Source organism: Providencia sp. 21OH12SH02B-Prov (assembly GCF_027362595.1).
GTDB lineage: Bacteria > Pseudomonadota > Gammaproteobacteria > Enterobacterales > Enterobacteriaceae > Providencia > Providencia zhejiangensis.
In genome coordinates, this window is the sequence record NZ_CP114796.1 from 3,666,666 (window position 1) to 3,683,092 (window position 16,427).

Consider the following 16,427-nt stretch of genomic DNA (forward strand, 5'->3'; position numbering starts at 1 on the left):
CGCCCGCTAAGGGCATTATTTTTTATCTTTATCGTTAACTTCTTCGAATTCCGCATCAACGACATCGTCATCTTTCTTAGCTTCTGCGCCTGCATTCGCTGAGCCAGCCTGAGCTTGTTGCTGTGCAATTTCCAGAAGTTTAGCAGAAGCAGTGACCAAAGCTTGAATCTTCGCTTCGATTTCTGCTTTATCTTCGCCTTTACTTACCGCTTCCAGCTCAGATGTTGCTTTTTCAATGTTTTCTTTATCTTCAGCAGGCAGCTTGTCGCCAGCTTCTTCGATTTGTTTACGAGTACCATGAATCAACTGGTCAGCTTGGTTACGAACTTGAACTAACTCTTCAAATTTACGGTCAGCTTCTGCGTTCGCTTCCGCGTCACGTACCATTTTTTCGATTTCCTCGTCATTTAGACCAGAAGAAGCCTTAATGGTAATGTTTTGCTCGCGACCACTGTTTTTATCTTTTGCTGATACATGCAAGATACCATCAGCATCGATATCAAATGTCACTTCAATTTGCGGCATGCCACGTGGAGCAGGCTGAATACCATCTAAGTTAAACTGGCCTAATGATTTGTTATCACTTGCACGTTTACGCTCACCTTGCAGAACATGAATAGTCACCGCTGCTTGGTTATCTTCCGCTGTTGAGAACACTTGGCTATGTTTAGTAGGGATAGTGGTGTTCTTCGGAATTAACGACGTCATCACGCCACCCATCGTTTCGATACCTAAAGACAGTGGAGTCACGTCAAGTAACAGAACGTCTTTAACATCACCAGCTAATACACCACCTTGAACAGCGGCACCAATAGCAACTGCTTCATCTGGGTTAACATCTTTACGTGGTTCTTTACCGAAGAAATCAGCAACAGCTTTTTGAACCATTGGCATACGAATCTGACCACCAACTAAAATAACATCGCTGATATCATTCACATTCAGACCCGCATCCTGTAGAGCAACTTTAACCGGCTCCATGGTGCGTTTAACTAAATCTTCTACCAGTGACTCTAATTTTGCACGAGTCACTTTAATGTTCATGTGTTTAGGACCCGTTGCATCCGCAGTAATGTACGGCAGGTTCACATCTGTTTGTTGTGCTGAAGAAAGTTCGATTTTCGCTTTCTCTGCCGCTTCTTTCAGACGTTGCATTGCCAGCGGATCATTGCGTAGGTCAACACCTTGCTCTTTCTTGAACTCTTCAACTAAGTAGTTGATCAAACGGTTATCAAAGTCTTCACCACCTAAGTGAGTATCACCATTGGTCGCTAGCACTTCATACGTTTTTTCGCCGTCAACTTCATCAATCTCAATGATTGACAGGTCAAAGGTACCACCACCTAAGTCGTAAACAGCAATAGTACGGTTACCGATTTCTTTATCTAAACCATAAGCCAATGCAGCTGCTGTGGGTTCGTTGATAATACGCTTAACATCTAAACCAGCGATACGGCCCGCATCTTTAGTTGCTTGACGCTGAGCATCGTTAAAGTAGGCTGGTACGGTAATAACAGCTTCTGTTACTGGTTCACCCAAGTAATCTTCTGCTGTTTTTTTCATTTTTTTCAGAACTTCAGCTGAAACTTGTGGTGGAGCCATTTTTTGGCCTTTCACATCTAACCAAGCGTCACCGTTATCTGCCGCAATAATTTTGTATGGCATGATAGAAACGTCGCGCTGAACTTCTTCGTCTTGGAAACGACGACCGATCAAACGTTTGATCGCAAACAATGTATTTTCTGGGTTGGTCACTGCCTGACGTTTTGCTGGCTGACCGACCAAAATTTCACCGTCTTGTGTGTACGCAATGATGGAAGGAGTAGTACGATCACCCTCGCTGTTCTCTAGAACACGAGCAGTTGTGCCATCCATAATTGCAACGCATGAGTTAGTTGTACCCAAGTCGATACCAATAATTTTACCCATCTAAAACGCCTCCAAAGGAATTCTTTCTATTCAATTTCGATATCAATCTATATGAGGCTCAATATTTCATTTTCAAGGGAGTTTTTACTCCGAGACTCAATTTTTTTGCTTTATGCAATAATTCGATTGATCACGAGTGATGCTGTAAAGATGGGGTCGTAAATTCATTCATCAAGGGGACGACTTAAAAAAATTTCATATTTTTTGCAAAAAAAACTGTCTTTTGATCATTGTTTCAACAATAAAAACTGCGTATTATTCGCCGCCAACTGAGAACAGCTGGCGGAGTTACTTTATATCTTATTGAATATTAATGATTTTTAACCAGAGGTTATATGCAATCTAGCGCTATTGCTAATCCGGGTCCACTTGGTTTATTGGGCTTTGGTATGACAACAATTCTGCTTAATCTCCATAATGCAGGTTTTTTCCCTCTCTCATCGGTTATTTTGAGCATGGGAATTTTTTATGGTGGTATTGCTCAGGTGATTGCCGGACTTATTGAATATAAAAAAGGAAATACGTTTGGCGCAACTGCATTTAGTTCATATGGCATGTTTTGGTTAAATTAGTTGGCTTACTATTTTTGCCAACAATGGGTTTAGCTGAAGCAACGTCTCCAGACTTCTTAGGTATTTACTTACTCATTTGGGGTATCTTTACCTTCTTTATGTTCCTTGGAACATTCAGAGCTAATTTCGCCCTGCAATTCATCTTTGCTAGCCTCACCGTACTGTTTGCATTACTCGCAATCGGTAATTTAACGAATAATGCAACGCTGTTAACCATTGCGGGTTATGAAGGGATAATATGTGGCGCAAGTGCATTTTACTTGGCCATGGCTGAGGTATTGAATGAGCAATATGGCAAAACCATTTTGCCTATAGGGCAACGTCACTGATTTTAAAGGAATAGCTGTCAGGTGAGCTAACCTCACCTGACCTAGCAATCATTCACTACGGATCGCTGACTTCGGCCTAAAAGCCTTAACAACCGCTGGGTCTGTTTCCACATATGGCCCATCAAGAAGTTGAATGCAATAGGGAACGCTAGCAAAAATCCCTGATACCATCACATTCCCTTCAGCATCTTTCAATCCTTCCAATGTTTCTGCTATCGCTTTCGGTTGACCGGGCAAATTCAAAATTAATGCTTGATTGCGTATCGCCCCAACTTGGCGGGAAAGGATGGCTGTTGGTACAAACTTCAAGCTAATTTGACGCATTTGCTCACCAAAGCCGGGCATTTCACGGTCCGCAATCGCTAATGTGGCATCGGGAGTGACATCGCGACGAGCAGGTCCAGTTCCTCCGGTCGTTAAAACTAAATGGCAAGCAAATTCATCCACCAACTCACACAACGTCTGCTCAATCATGATTTGCTCATCAGGGATCAGGCGAGTTTCAATACGAAAAGGCGTTGTTAACGCTTTTGCAAGCCATGCTTCCAAAGAGGGAATACCTTTATCTTCATAAATACCACTTGAAGCACGGTCAGAAACCGAAACCAAACCTATGCGCAATTCATCCATACCAACCTCAATAAATAACCTATAAAATGCTTATTCTCATAACGTGAATAGTCATCATGATACCCATGATGGGCCTATAATATCACGTGAGGTAACAGGTTTCAGTGCTACATATCGCTATAATGGTAAAGTTAAAAGAAAATGTGGAATTGATAGCAATAATAAAATGCTTAAAGGTTGTAGTACTGCTTGTTATGCCGATAAAAATAAAAACCTCATCATATTCAAACGCAACTGTTCACGAGTCACTCTCCCTTATATGTTGGAACGGATACCGCTGCGAGTAACAAAGCATCAATGCCGTTTTCCCCTATAACGCAAAAAACCCAGCCTATGGCTGGGTTTCGTTAAAATAACAGCAGAATTACAGCAAGTCTGCGATCATTTTTTCCAGTTTTTCTTGGTCAATGGCAAACTTACGGATACCTTCAGCCAGTTTATCTACCGCCATCGGATCTTGGTTATGCTGCCAATAGAACTCAGATTCGGTCAGTTTAGCTTCTGGCTCAGCAGTTTTACCTGAATCAACAAGTTTACGTACCACCTCACCTTGTGCTTCTGATAGCTCTTTCAGTAATGCTGGAGAAATCGTTAGGCGATCACAACCTGCCAATTCCAGAATTTCCCCTACGTTACGGAAGCTAGCACCCATAACCACTGTTTTGTAGCCATGTGCTTTATAGTAGTTATAGATTTCAGTGACTGAAATAACGCCTGGATCTTCATGTGGCGCAAATTCTTTTTTGTCGCTATTCGCTTTGTACCAATCAAGGATACGACCCACAAATGGAGAGATCAGGTAAACGCCAGCTTCAGCACACGCACGAGCCTGAGCAAAAGAGAATAACAATGTTAGGTTACAGTTAATACCTTCTTTTTCCAGTTTCTCTGCGGCACGGATACCCTGCCAAGTTGAAGCCAGTTTAATCAGAATACGATCATTGCTGATACCCGCTTCGTTGTACAACTTGATCAGGCGACGCGCTTTAGCAATACACGCTTCTTCATCGTAAGACAGACGTGCATCAACTTCAGTTGAAACACGGCCCGGAACTAATTTTAGAATTTCCAAACCGATATTAACGGCTAGTTTGTCACAAGCATCAATAACCTGCTGTTCGCGGTGATTGCTTTGCTTACGAGCCCACTCGACAGCTTCGTCAATAAGCTTACGATATTCAGGAATTTGTGCTGCATTCAGAATCAAAGAAGGGTTAGTTGTCGCATCTTGTGGTTTATAAAGCTTCATCGCTTCAATATCGCCAGTATCAGCAACAACGGTGGTTAGACTACGTAAGGAGGTTAATTTATCGGTCATTTCTTTAATCTCGTTGTTATAAAGGAATTGAGGCAAACGCCGCACCGTACAATGATAATATCACGCATCCGAGTTGCTGCAAGCGACTAAAACTATTATAAAGCAACTAACTGATATGCAATCGTTTTCGCTTCAAAAATTAAAACTGAATCCTTTTAGCTTCTTATCCAGCTAATCATAGCCCGATGAAATAGGAAAATTGTTTTTACTTATCTCATCAATTAGCCATTTAAGATCAATTTTTGCTAAAGTGGTAATAGTCATTTTATTATAGGGAACTTGTCATGCTCATCACGATTTCACCCGCCAAAACTTTAGATTATGAAAGCCCACTAGCAACAAAAACTTTCACCCAGCCTGAGTTACTGCATGAATCTCAGCAACTGATTGACGTTTGCCGTCAGCTTTCCCCTGCCGATATCTCAAGTTTAATGAAAATTAGTGATAAACTTGCAGGCTTAAATGCGGCACGTTTTGGTGAGTGGCATGCCGATTTTACGCCAGATAATGCACGCCAAGCGATATTAGCATTTAAAGGTGATGTGTATACGGGTATGCAGGCCGAAACATTCTCTGAGCAAGACTTCGCTTTTGCACAACAACACTTACGTATTTTATCTGGACTGTATGGACTGCTACGTCCGCTCGATTTAATGCAACCTTATCGGCTCGAAATGGGCACTCGCTTGAAAAATCCTCGCGGTAAGGACTTGTATGAATTTTGGGGTGATATCATCACAAATCAGCTCAATAAAGCGCTTTCAGCCCAAGGTGATCAGGTCTTGGTTAACCTTGCTTCTGATGAGTACTTCAAATCAGTCAACGTCAAAAAATTAGACGCGACGATGATAAAACCCGTCTTTCTCGATGAAAAAAATGGCAAATATAAAGTCATTAGTTTCTATGCTAAAAAAGCACGTGGCTTGATGAGCCGCTTTATTATCCAAAATAAACTCACCAAAACAGAACAATTGGTTGATTTTAATCTTGAAGGCTATCAATTCGATGAAAGCCAATCTAAAGGGAATGAGCTAGTCTTTACTCGCCCTGAACAGCACTAATTCCTCAAAGCAAAGGTGGTCACGAGTCCTGATCACCTTGTGCAACTTATCGCCAATATTGTGTATTTTTCATCCTCCATCACAGATTTGCTAAAAACTTTCACTTTGCTCAAAAATTAGCATTGATTCACCAGAGCGCTGATATCTTTTGTGACAATATGGCTTTGGTCTCTATGCCAACCATTTTGGAGGTGATGTATGCCTTATATTGCAAATACAGATCGTTATACTGATATGGAGTATCGCTTGTGTGGCCGCAGCGGTTTAAGGCTTCCTCTTATTTCTTTAGGTCTTTGGCACAATTTTGGCGACAATAAATCCTCAGATAATTGCAGAGCCATGCTAAGGCATGCATTTGATCATGGCATTACTCATTTCGATCTCGCCAATAATTATGGTCCTCCCCCTGGGTCGGCAGAAAGCCTATTCGGCCGCCTTCTCCAACAAGACTTTTTACCTTACCGAGATGAGATGATCATTTCATCTAAAGCTGGGTTTACCATGTGGGATGGCCCTTATGGTGATTGGGGAAGTAAAAAATATTTAATAGCCAGTCTCAATCAAAGCCTAAAACGCATGGGCTTAGATTATGTTGATATCTTTTATCATCATCGCCCTGATCCAGACACCCCACTCGAAGAAACCATGGGCGCATTAGATTTGATCGTGCGTCAAGGTAAGGCATTGTATGTCGGGATCTCCAACTACCCCGCCGATCTTGCCAAAGACGCCATTGATATTCTGAATCAGCTTGGTACCCCTTGTCTTATTCACCAACCCAAGTACTCCATGCTCGTCAGAGATCCGGAAGAAGGGCTACTTGATGTACTGGAAGATGAAGGGGTCGGTTCTATAGCTTACTCCCCTTTAGCTGGTGGAATACTGACAGATCGTTACTTAAACGGTATCCCTGCTGATTCTCGCGCCGCGAACAACCCCTCTTTGCCACCTGAAAGGCTCACCTCCGCGGTAATAACGAAGGTGAAAAAACTCAATGAATTAGCGTTGAGTCGTCAGCAAAAACTGAGCCAAATGGCACTTGCTTGGCTTTTACGTCACGATCGCATCACCTCAGTGCTCATTGGCGCTAGCCGAATCAGCCAAATTGATGATGCTCTTGGCATAATAAGAAACCGCCAATTCACCGCAGACGAGCTAAAAACGATTGAGCTTATCTTAGAAAACGATATTTAAATCGCGCTTTCCATCTTGCTGTCTCTTGTTGCAAATACAGCCCAGAGACAGCTGATTCTATTTCAAGAAATGCCCCCATTCATTAAACTCAATGCCCTGACAATACCATCGTTGTCAAATACAGAAATGCCCTTCCGCAAAATGCTATCACCCAATAAAACATAAATATAATTTATATCATTTAAATAAAAATACTCAACCAAACTATTAATTAAAAACTAAAAAACATAAAAATCAAAGAAATATAAAAACACACCATCATAATGGCAAGTTAAAATTGATAAATATAAATGAACACATAAACTGAGTTAGCAGTTTATTTAATTCATTTAACGAAGAGAAAATTATATGAAAATAAAATGTATCCTTATTGCTTCTGTATTTATCCCTACTTTATCTTTGGCCTCGGTTTTTCAATATAACGCTCTTGAGATGCTTTCAGATCCAATCTCTGGATCAAGTCAATATTTAGGACAAAGTGGCCATGGTGGTCATGGCGGTAACGGGGGTAATGGCGGAAGTGGTGGCAATGGCGGTAATGGTGGCAACGGCGGCAACGGTGGTAATGGCGGTAATGGCAACTAATCTGCTGACGACTTAACTTTACTTGATCATCCCCCTTCAATAACGAAGGGGGATTGGAGGATAATTATGCCCAAAGAATTATTTCTCATAGTCTGCACTGCTTTTGTTGTATCAACCTCAATACCAAGCCACTCTTTTAACCGCGTGTCCTCACAGCTGCTCTTTCACCCTCAACATGCTATCTCAAGCGATAACAATATTTTTTACCTTAATAGCAGTAAACAAGGAAATGGCGGACATGGCGGAAACGGTGCCAATGGCGGGAATGGTGGCAGTGGTTTAGGAAATGGTGATGGCGGCGATGACGGTAATGCACAACTAGGCAGCAATGGTAACGGTGGAAATGGCGGGAGCGGCGGTATTAATGGGGGTAATGGTGGCCGAGGAGGAAATGGCGATGGCTACGGTAACGGTGGCAACGGCGGCAACGGCACTGGAAATGGCAATGGGGGTAATGGCGGGAATGGCGGCAATGGCGGGAATGGGGGTAACGGTGGAAATGGCTCAGGGAGTGGGAATGGGGGTAACGGCGGTGATGCTGGCCCTGAAGGTGGTGAAGGCGGACGTGGTGGCCTCGGTGGACCAAACGGTGGTCGAGATGGTTTGAATGGTGCTAGCGCCCGTCGTTCTATCAATTAAATCCTTTAACCGGCGAGTTAGCTGGCTCACTCAATCGCCTGACCTTTGTAACTTATGTTGATTTCAATTTATCTTTATCACGTTATGAGACGAATAAAAATAGAAACGGAAGCTGATAGCTTCCGCTTCATCATAACGCGATTATTTAGGTGCACGTTCCATTAAGAAGGCCCTCAACTTAGCAAAGTCTGAAGGCAAGAAATGGGATAACAAAGGTAACTCTGCACGCTCAGCCAAGGCTTGTGGCAAAGGCAGCGGTTTATTCAAAATCTCTTCTACACTTTCTTTAAACTTAGCAGGATGTGCAGTACCTAAAAACAGGCCATACTCCCCATCTTGTAACTGATCACGCAATACGCGATAAGCAACAGCAGCATGAGGCTCAGATACATAACCTTTTCTATCTAATTCACGGACAGTATCTTTTGTCACGTCATCGGTCACGACACCATGGCCAAGTTGTTGAAGCGACCAGCCTTTACGACGGAATAGCTCTTCAATACGAGGCCAGTTATTAGGTTGGCTAACATCCATCGCATTCGATAAGGTTGCAACCGTTTGATGTGGTTTCCATTGCCCCTCTTCAAGATAGCGAGGAACCGTATCATTCACGTTCGTTGCAGCAATAAAGCGTTTAACTGGTAACCCCATCGATTTCGCCAGTAACCCCGCGGTTAAATCACCAAAGTTACCGCTTGGCACGGAGATAACTAATTGCTCACGTTTTTCCGCAGGGATCTGAGCCACGGCTTCAAAGTAATAACAAATCTGTGCTAGCAAACGACTAATATTGATTGAGTTAGCAGAGTTTAAGTGCAGTGCTTTTTTTAGCTCTTCATCATCAAAAGATTGTTTAACCAACGCTTGGCAAGCATCAAAGTCATCTTTAATTGCAACAGTATGAATATTTTCACCCAGTGTACAAAATAGCTTTTCTTGCAGCGGGCTGATCTTGCCTTCAGGATATAAAATAACGACTTGGACGTTATTTAAACGGTAAAAAGCGTGTGCAACCGCAGCCCCCGTATCACCTGAAGTGGCCGTTAGAATAGTGACAGGTTGATCACCCGCAACTTGACCTAACGCCTGAGCCATAAAACGCCCACCAAAATCTTTAAATGCTAATGTTGGACCATGGTAGAGCTCAAGTGTTGCCACATCTTGCTCAACTTGCGTCACAGGTGCTGGGAATGTAAACGCCTCTTTCACTCGGGACGCGAGCTCAGCTTCTGGGATTTCATCACCAATAAATGCCGTCAAAATGCGGCTACTACGAGTGACAAAATCTAATTTTAGTAACTCGTCAATTTCAGTGGCGCTAAATTCAGGTAGATCTTGCGGGAAAAATAGGCCTTGTTGTTTGCCAAGTCCCTGTTTTACTGCCTGTGCGAAGCTAACTTGTTCGCTATTATCTTTTAAGTTATACAGTTTCATTCTTTACCCTATTGTCCTTGCCCCTGTGAGATCCAAACGGCAGATATGCACAAAGCCTTCATCATTTTGAACGTAATGTTGTTGTAGATAATCTGCCATTTTCTCGGCAATATTTTTGTCATCGCAGATAGCAAATAGTGTGGGGCCTGATCCGGAAATACCACAGGCTAATGCACCTATCTCATACGCATTTTTGCGTGCTTCAGCGAAACCAGGAAGCAGTTGAGTGCGGTAAGGCTCTGCAACCACATCTTGGATCATCGTTACAGCCAGCTGTGGCTGATGAGTATGACACGCGTGAATAAAACCAGATAGGTAACGGCCATGATTCACAATATCATGACGTGGATAACTATTAGGCAAAATAGCACGAGCCTCTGCGGTAGAGACTTTAATCCCTGGGTAAGCCATGACCCAATACCAGTTATCAAATGCAGGAACTGGCTGAGAAATTATTCCATTTTGCTCAATAATCAGCTGTAGTCCCCCAAGAAAGCAAGGGGCGACGTTATCGTAATGTACGCTGCCTGAAATACGTCCTTCCAACTCGCCCATCATGCTTAATAGGGTGGTCTCATCAAAAGGTTGCCCTGCAAACTCATTCAATGCCATCAGTGCAGCAACAACAGAACATGCACTTGAACCTAAACCAGAGCCAATAGGCATATTTTTTTCGAGCGTCATCGCAACATTAAGCGGTTTACCAAGACGTTCACAAAACAATTCCCAGCACTGGTAAACAATATTGTGCTCACTCTTTTTGGGTAATTTTGCAACAAAGCGTCCTTTATTGGTCAAAGAAAAGCTTTCGGCTGCTTCAACAGTGACACAATCGCCTAACAGAGTTCCATCTACTGGCGATACTGCCGCCCCTAATACATCAAACCCGACACTAACATTACCAATTGAAGCGGGCGCATAAACTTTAATCACTTATCAGACTCCCAATTTCCATGATAGGGTACGCAACATATCTGCAAATACGCCGGCAGCGGTAACATCATTACCTGCACCATAGCCTCTTAGAACTAAAGGTATTGGTTGGTAATAGCGTGTATAGAAAGCCAATGCGTTTTCGCCATTCTTGACTTTAAAGAGTGGATCATTGCCATCAACGGCAACAATTTTTACTTGGCAACGTCCTTCCTCTATCAACCCAACATAGCGTAACACTTTTTCTTCCGCTTCTGCGGCTTTTATACGTTCTGCAAATTGTTGGTCGAGCTGTGGTAAACGAGCCATAAATTCAGCAACACTGCCACTGCTATCAAACTCAGCAGGTAATACCGCATCAATTTCAATATCGTCTAGCTCTAATTGATAGCCCGCTTCACGAGCAAGGATCAACAGTTTACGAGCAACATCCATACCGGATAAGTCATCACGTGGATCAGGCTCAGTAAATCCTTTCTCTTTCGCTAATGTTGTCGCCTCAGACAGAGACATACCTTCATCTAACTTACCAAAGATAAAGGATAGTGAGCCAGAGAGAATTCCACTAAAGTGCACCAGCTCATCACCCGCATTCAGAAGATTCTGTAAGTTTTCAATCACCGGCAAACCTGCACCAACGTTAGTGTCATAAAGGAACTTACGTTTTGATACTTCACACGCTGAACGTAGTTGGCGGTAATAATCCATCGATAACGTGTTGGCTTTTTTATTAGGCGTGACCACGTTAAAACCATCTTTTAAGAAATTCACATACTGCTCGGCAATCTCTTGGTTAGAGGTACAATCGATAATCACAGGATTGAGGAAGTGATATTCACGTTCAAGTCTGATCAAACGACTTAAGCTAAAGGGTTCTGTCGCTTGTGCAAGTTCTTCTTTCCAATTATCAAGAGAGATGCCTTGCATATTGGTTAGCATGGCTCTTGAGTTAGCAATTCCGCACACACGTAAATCAATATGTTTTTGCTTTAACCATTGTTGTTGGCGATGGATCTGTTCAATCAACGCATTTCCGACCCCCCCTACCCCAATGATAAAGGCTTCTATCACCTGCTCTGCATTAAATAGCATTTGATGGCATAAACGAACTGCCGTTGTTGCCGCCTCATTAGCGATGACCGCTGAAATGGAGCGTTCAGATGAACCTTGCGCAATCGCAACAATATTTATATTTCCGCGTGTTAAAGCTGAAAAGAAACGTGCTGATATCCCTTTAAGGGTACGCATCCCATCTCCCACTACAGAAATAATCGCCAGCTGCTCCATGACATCAAGAGGATCCAAGACACCGTCTTTTAATTCTAAATAGAACTCTTCTTCCAGTGCTGCGCGTGCTCGCACTAATTCACCTTGTGGCACACAGAAACTAATGCTGTATTCGGATGATGACTGAGTAATCAAGACCACCGAGATCCCTTTACGCGACATGACTGAGAAAATACGAGCTGCCATGCCAACCATCCCTTTCATGCCAGGGCCAGAAACGTTGATCATTGCCATGTTATTAAGATTCGTGATCCCTTTAACTGGTGTACTTTCATCCGTTTGACCATCGCCAATCAAAGTCCCCGGAGCACTTGGGTTAGTGGTATTTTTAATCAGGCAAGGAATTTGGAATTGTGCGATTGGCGCGATGGTGCGTGGGTGAAGAACTTTTGCACCAAAGTAGGACAGTTCCATTGCTTCTTGGTAAGACATCCCTTTTAATAAACGCGCATCAGGCACTAAACGAGGGTCACAGGTATACACCCCATCCACATCGGTCCAGATCTCACAACAGGCCGCCCGTAAACAAGCGGCTAAAACAGCGGCAGAATAATCAGAACCATTGCGTCCTAATACCACCAGTTCGCCTTTATCATTACCCGCGGTAAAACCCGCCATCAATACAAAGTGGTCTTTCGGGATATTTAATTCTGCAATACGCTTAGTCGATTCATTGATATCAACTGTTGATTCAAGGTAATGGCCAACTGCCAATAAACGTTCGACAGGGTTAATCACTGTCACTTTGTGTCCGCGTGCTTTTAACACAGATTCCATGATAGCAATGGAGAGTTTTTCACCACGACAAATGATGGAAGCATTAATGCTATCAGGGCATTGGCCTAGAAGAGTAATACCATGCAGTACTTGTTTGATTTGTGCAAATTCTTGTTCGGTGAGTTTTTTCAGTCTGTCGTAATCAAAACCGGGTTGTTTTTCTTTCAATCCTTTTAGTAAGTTTGCAAAAATCATTTCTGCATCATTCACATGCGTGATGACATCCTGACCTGCAACCGTTTTATCAATCATTGCGACCAAATGGTTAGTGATTTTTGCTGGTGCGGATAACACCAAAGCCACCTGCCCATCGGCCAATTTACTCTCAGCGATGTCAGCAACATTAAGTACTCGTTCGTCATTTGCAACCGAAGTACCGCCAAATTTAAGCACACGCATGGTATTTCTCTCCTGATTTAACACCAAAAAAAAGCCCGCATCTGATTGGACGCGGGCTTTTTCATTTTTTATTTTTTGGATGCGTCAGCCCGCCCCGTTTCCTGTGGTTACGGTGGTGGTAATAATAATCGTAGTCAGGCTGATGTTACGCATAAATTTCTGTCTGTCTCTTGATTCGTTACTTTCTCCCTATACGGTTAAAGCAATTATAAAGAAATGTCAAATTTATTTACCCAAAAAACAGATTACTGGTTATTTTACTTATCAAAGATTATGCTATCTCTTCAACAAAACTTAATGACAACACGACTCAATACCACATTTTGTCAATTTTTAAATCCAAAAAACCAACAATTGGCGATATAAAATATTTATGCGTTATTTTAAAGAAATATCAGGACAGATGGTGACTTATTGGATTAATTCACTCAATGAGTAAAAATAAAAACGGGGCGTATTTTGCTCTTTATCTGATAGTTAAACATCTACTGAATTTGTAAGATTTTCTTCCTAACAAATTTTGTTAACGTGCTACAATTGATTTTGATATGTATCAACAAAAGTTATTTTTTTAGGTGGTAAATGAAGTATTAGCTGTTATATTGCTGTTAACAGCCCAACGTTGGGAAAGTGCCTAAATTTTGATTCATTTTTGAATCTGATAACAACAGAGGCGACAAAATAACGTTGACTCAAAGACATATTTATAACCCATAGACGCGTTTTTCCAGCAAAAACAAAATCAAAACCACCTAATTTGGAAGCGTTCTATGAGTTCACTATTTTATTTTAAAACTTTAGGTAGCAAATATGCAGACCCCACACATTTTGATTGTTGAAGATGAGATTGTCACACGCAATACACTAAAAAGCATTTTTGAAGCTGAAGGCTATGTTGTCCATGAAGCGACTGATGGCGAAGAGATGCACAATGTTCTGTCCGAACATGACATCAATCTTGTTATCATGGATATTAACTTGCCTGGCAAAAATGGCCTCCTTCTTGCTCGTGAATTACGTGAACAAGAAAGTATTGCGCTAATGTTCCTAACCGGTCGTGATAACGAAGTCGATAAGATCCTTGGCCTTGAAATTGGTGCCGATGATTACATCACCAAACCATTTAACCCGCGTGAATTAACAATTCGTGCGCGTAACCTACTTTCTCGCACTATGAATTTAGCCGGGGGTACGGAAGAGCGTCGCTTAGTTGAAAGCTATAAGTTTAATGGCTGGGAACTTGACATTAATAGCCGTTCACTGATTAGCCCAGCAGGCGAGCACTACAAGTTACCGCGTAGTGAATTCCGTGCGATGTTGCATTTCTGTGAAAACCCAGGAAAAATTCAAACTCGTGCCGATTTATTGAAAAAAATGACCGGCCGTGAGTTGAAACCCCATGATAGAACTGTTGACGTGACTATTCGTCGTATTCGTAAGCATTTCGAATCAACACCTGATACACCAGAAATTATCGCAACAATTCATGGTGAAGGTTACCGCTTCTGTGGTGATTTAGACGAATAAGTCACCCTGCACAGAAAAAATAAACCGGCTTAATCGCCGGTTTTTTGTTTTTTAAGCCAGAATATTTTAACCGGTATTTACCACGGCATAATTGGCACTGCGCTGAGTGCATTTTTAGGTGACCCGTCGATCATTTTATCCGAATACGTTAAATAGATTAGCGCATTACGCTTAGGGTCATAAAAACGTACCACTTGGAGTTTTTTGAACACTAATGAGGTTCGTTTTTGAAATACGACATGCGCTTTTTTCGGAGAACGTTTGATACGCTCATTCAACTCAATCGGGCCTACTTGCTGACAAGAAATTGCCGCATCAGAAGTATCCTCAGCTAAACCTAGCCCACCTTTGATGCCTCCCGTTTTCGAGCGGCTGAGATAGCAGGTGACATTATCAACATCGGGATCATCAAAAGCTTCGACAACAATTTTATGGTCAGGGCCAAATATTTTGAAAACGGTATCGACTGAACCAATTTCTTCCGCGAATGACGCGAAAGGCAATGTCGACAGCAGTGATGCCAATAATAGGTGTTTCAGCTTGCAAAAATGCATAGAGGTTTCCTTATCAACCAGAAGGCTTAGTCTCGCTTATTATATACTCTAACTGATTTGAATTGCAGATAGATTATTATCAACGGACTTGCGGTATGAAATATGACAACTATAAAAGAAGTTAATCATTTTCTTTGCAACTAAATGGCAAATACAACTCTTTTACTATAAACGAAAGGGTTAACTTGATATAGAATAGGCGTTCCTTGATAACCTATATCTGTTTTTTAAGTCTTACTGACTAGGGATATACATGGATCAAACAAATATTATTCGTGACCTTCTACGCTGGATCGATGATAACCTAGATAAACCTCTATCACTCGATAATGTTGCTGCAAAAGCCGGTTATTCTAAATGGCACTTACAACGGATGTTTAAAGACGTTACCGACCAAGCGATTGGTGCCTACATTCGTGCCCGTAGACTCTCTCGCGCTGCCGTTGCGTTACGCCTCACCAGCCGTCCAATTCTTGATATTGCTTTACAGTATCGTTTTGACTCACAACAAACCTTTACGCGAGCATTTAAGAAACAGTTTAATATCACTCCAGCCTACTATCGCCGCAGTGATGAATGGTGCGCGACAGGCATTTGCCCGCCAATTATCTTAGATGAGCATAAGCATTTAGATCATGAATTTGTCGTTATGCCTGAACAACCTTTAGTTGGACTAGAGCAGAGTTGTTCTTATTCTTTAGAAGAGTGGTCAACGGCTTGTTCAGAAATGCGTCAAACATTTTGGCATTATTATTTAGAGCATACTACATCTATCGCTTCAGAAGTTTTTGGCTTGCACCATGCTATCCATAATACTGAAAAAGAAGATGAGCAAACGGTGTTCTACACAACCGCGGTTAAACCCGAAGATGCCAGCTTTAATAATGCAGAATATACTCATCTGACTATCCCCGCGGGGGAATATGTCAAATTTAGCTTTAGTGGCGAAGCAACACGTTCGGCGATGCAAGAGTTTTTATATCAAATTTATGGCATTTATCTGCCTAAACTCAATATCACACGTCGACCTGGCTATGATATCGAACATTACAAAATTAAAAATGCCGAACTCCGTGATCTAAACCATCACCATGATGACCCCAAATCACATGTCGCGGCTTTTGATTATTATGTGCCAATAAAACGCTAATTATTTGGAGTTTCAATGTACTCATCATCATTATTCAAACTGTAGCTTTTTTGATATCACGCTAGCTACGATTTGAATTGTTCAGAGTATCTCCTTGTTGAAACTCCAA

General features: G+C 42.0%; 14 protein-coding genes, 1 pseudogene and 1 other annotated feature. Of the genes and pseudogenes, 7 read left to right on the forward strand and 8 right to left on the reverse strand.

Going from position 1 to position 16,427, the window contains the following annotated elements; genetic code table 11:
* Positions 1-15: 15 nt before the first annotated feature.
* The gene (gene dnaK, locus O7C57_RS16995) at positions 16-1,929 is read right to left on the reverse strand and encodes a molecular chaperone DnaK (RefSeq protein ID WP_154622435.1); all 1,914 of its coding nucleotides are present in this window, start codon (positions 1,927-1,929) and stop codon (positions 16-18) included.
* A gap of 335 nt (positions 1,930-2,264) precedes the next feature.
* Between dnaK and satP the strand changes: the two are divergent.
* A pseudogene (gene satP, locus O7C57_RS17000) lies at positions 2,265-2,830 on the forward strand (acetate uptake transporter).
* Positions 2,831-2,878: 48 nt separating this feature from the next.
* On the opposite strand, the gene mog reads toward satP, so the two are convergent.
* Entirely contained in the window at positions 2,879-3,460 is a 582-nt protein-coding gene (gene mog / locus O7C57_RS17005; protein WP_154622020.1) for a molybdopterin adenylyltransferase, read from the reverse strand.
* A 364-nt stretch (positions 3,461-3,824) separates the two neighbouring features.
* Positions 3,825-4,778 (reverse strand): transaldolase, encoded by a 954-nt coding sequence (gene tal / locus O7C57_RS17010; RefSeq protein ID WP_154622019.1) that lies wholly within the window; start codon positions 4,776-4,778, stop codon positions 3,825-3,827.
* A 284-nt stretch (positions 4,779-5,062) separates the two neighbouring features.
* Between tal and yaaA the strand changes: the two genes are divergently transcribed.
* The 4 genes from yaaA (at position 5,063) to O7C57_RS17030 (ending at position 8,257) form a co-directional block, all read left to right on the forward strand.
* Positions 5,063-5,839 carry a peroxide stress protein YaaA gene (gene yaaA, locus O7C57_RS17015; RefSeq protein WP_154622018.1) on the forward strand — a complete coding sequence of 259 codons (777 nt, stop codon included), beginning with the start codon at positions 5,063-5,065 and terminating at the stop codon, positions 5,837-5,839.
* Between the two features lie 198 nt (positions 5,840-6,037).
* On the forward strand, positions 6,038-7,033 hold the full coding sequence (locus O7C57_RS17020; protein WP_269723371.1) for an aldo/keto reductase: 996 nt from the start codon (positions 6,038-6,040) through the stop codon (positions 7,031-7,033).
* 348 nt (positions 7,034-7,381) lie between these two features.
* Complete coding sequence (locus O7C57_RS17025; RefSeq protein ID WP_154622189.1) at positions 7,382-7,618, forward strand: hypothetical protein; 237 nt, start codon at positions 7,382-7,384, stop codon at positions 7,616-7,618.
* Between the two features lie 66 nt (positions 7,619-7,684).
* Positions 7,685-8,257: a hypothetical protein gene (locus O7C57_RS17030; RefSeq protein WP_269723372.1), complete on the forward strand. Its 573-nt coding sequence runs from the start codon at positions 7,685-7,687 to the stop codon at positions 8,255-8,257.
* A 141-nt stretch (positions 8,258-8,398) separates the two neighbouring features.
* On the opposite strand, the gene thrC is transcribed toward O7C57_RS17030, so the two are convergent.
* From thrC to thrL, 4 genes are all read right to left on the reverse strand, one after another.
* Positions 8,399-9,691 (reverse strand): threonine synthase, encoded by a 1,293-nt coding sequence (gene thrC, locus O7C57_RS17035; RefSeq protein ID WP_163860684.1) that lies wholly within the window; start codon positions 9,689-9,691, stop codon positions 8,399-8,401.
* 3 nt (positions 9,692-9,694) lie between these two features.
* Positions 9,695-10,624: a homoserine kinase gene (thrB, locus tag O7C57_RS17040; protein WP_163860683.1), complete on the reverse strand. Its 930-nt coding sequence runs from the start codon at positions 10,622-10,624 to the stop codon at positions 9,695-9,697.
* A gap of 3 nt (positions 10,625-10,627) precedes the next feature.
* Positions 10,628-13,087: a bifunctional aspartate kinase/homoserine dehydrogenase I gene (gene thrA, locus O7C57_RS17045; protein WP_154622192.1), complete on the reverse strand. Its 2,460-nt coding sequence runs from the start codon at positions 13,085-13,087 to the stop codon at positions 10,628-10,630.
* A 24-nt stretch (positions 13,088-13,111) separates the two neighbouring features.
* Positions 13,112-13,233 (reverse strand) — a sequence feature (Thr leader region).
* Positions 13,172-13,240, reverse strand: a complete 69-nt coding sequence (gene thrL / locus O7C57_RS21915; RefSeq protein ID WP_071599685.1) for a thr operon leader peptide — start codon at positions 13,238-13,240, stop codon at positions 13,172-13,174. (Overlaps the previous feature by 62 nt.)
* A 657-nt stretch (positions 13,241-13,897) precedes the next feature.
* Here thrL and arcA point away from each other — a divergent pair.
* On the forward strand, positions 13,898-14,614 hold the full coding sequence (gene arcA / locus O7C57_RS17050) for a two-component system response regulator ArcA (RefSeq protein ID WP_004926714.1): 717 nt from the start codon (positions 13,898-13,900) through the stop codon (positions 14,612-14,614).
* Between the two features lie 77 nt (positions 14,615-14,691).
* On the opposite strand, the gene creA is transcribed toward arcA, so the two are convergent.
* Complete coding sequence (gene creA, locus O7C57_RS17055) at positions 14,692-15,168, reverse strand: protein CreA (protein ID WP_154622193.1); 477 nt, start codon at positions 15,166-15,168, stop codon at positions 14,692-14,694.
* Positions 15,169-15,421: 253 nt separating this feature from the next.
* On the opposite strand from creA, the gene robA reads away from it, so the two are divergent.
* Positions 15,422-16,318, forward strand: a complete 897-nt coding sequence (gene robA, locus O7C57_RS17060) for an MDR efflux pump AcrAB transcriptional activator RobA (RefSeq protein WP_154622194.1) — start codon at positions 15,422-15,424, stop codon at positions 16,316-16,318.
* Positions 16,319-16,427: the final 109 nt, after the last annotated feature.

Coding starts and splice junctions, on each gene's coding strand:
- dnaK (WP_154622435.1), bottom strand. CDS start 1,929: ATGGGTAAAATTATTGGTATCGACTTGGGTACAACTAACTCATGCGTT.
- mog (WP_154622020.1), bottom strand. CDS start 3,460: ATGGATGAATTGCGCATAGGTTTGGTTTCGGTTTCTGACCGTGCTTCA.
- tal (WP_154622019.1), bottom strand. CDS start 4,778: ATGACCGATAAATTAACCTCCTTACGTAGTCTAACCACCGTTGTTGCT.
- yaaA (WP_154622018.1), top strand. CDS start 5,063: ATGCTCATCACGATTTCACCCGCCAAAACTTTAGATTATGAAAGCCCA.
- O7C57_RS17020 (WP_269723371.1), top strand. CDS start 6,038: ATGCCTTATATTGCAAATACAGATCGTTATACTGATATGGAGTATCGC.
- O7C57_RS17025 (WP_154622189.1), top strand. CDS start 7,382: ATGAAAATAAAATGTATCCTTATTGCTTCTGTATTTATCCCTACTTTA.
- O7C57_RS17030 (WP_269723372.1), top strand. CDS start 7,685: ATGCCCAAAGAATTATTTCTCATAGTCTGCACTGCTTTTGTTGTATCA.
- thrC (WP_163860684.1), bottom strand. CDS start 9,691: ATGAAACTGTATAACTTAAAAGATAATAGCGAACAAGTTAGCTTCGCA.
- thrA (WP_154622192.1), bottom strand. CDS start 13,087: ATGCGTGTGCTTAAATTTGGCGGTACTTCGGTTGCAAATGACGAACGA.
- arcA (WP_004926714.1), top strand. CDS start 13,898: ATGCAGACCCCACACATTTTGATTGTTGAAGATGAGATTGTCACACGC.
- creA (WP_154622193.1), bottom strand. CDS start 15,168: ATGCATTTTTGCAAGCTGAAACACCTATTATTGGCATCACTGCTGTCG.
- robA (WP_154622194.1), top strand. CDS start 15,422: ATGGATCAAACAAATATTATTCGTGACCTTCTACGCTGGATCGATGAT.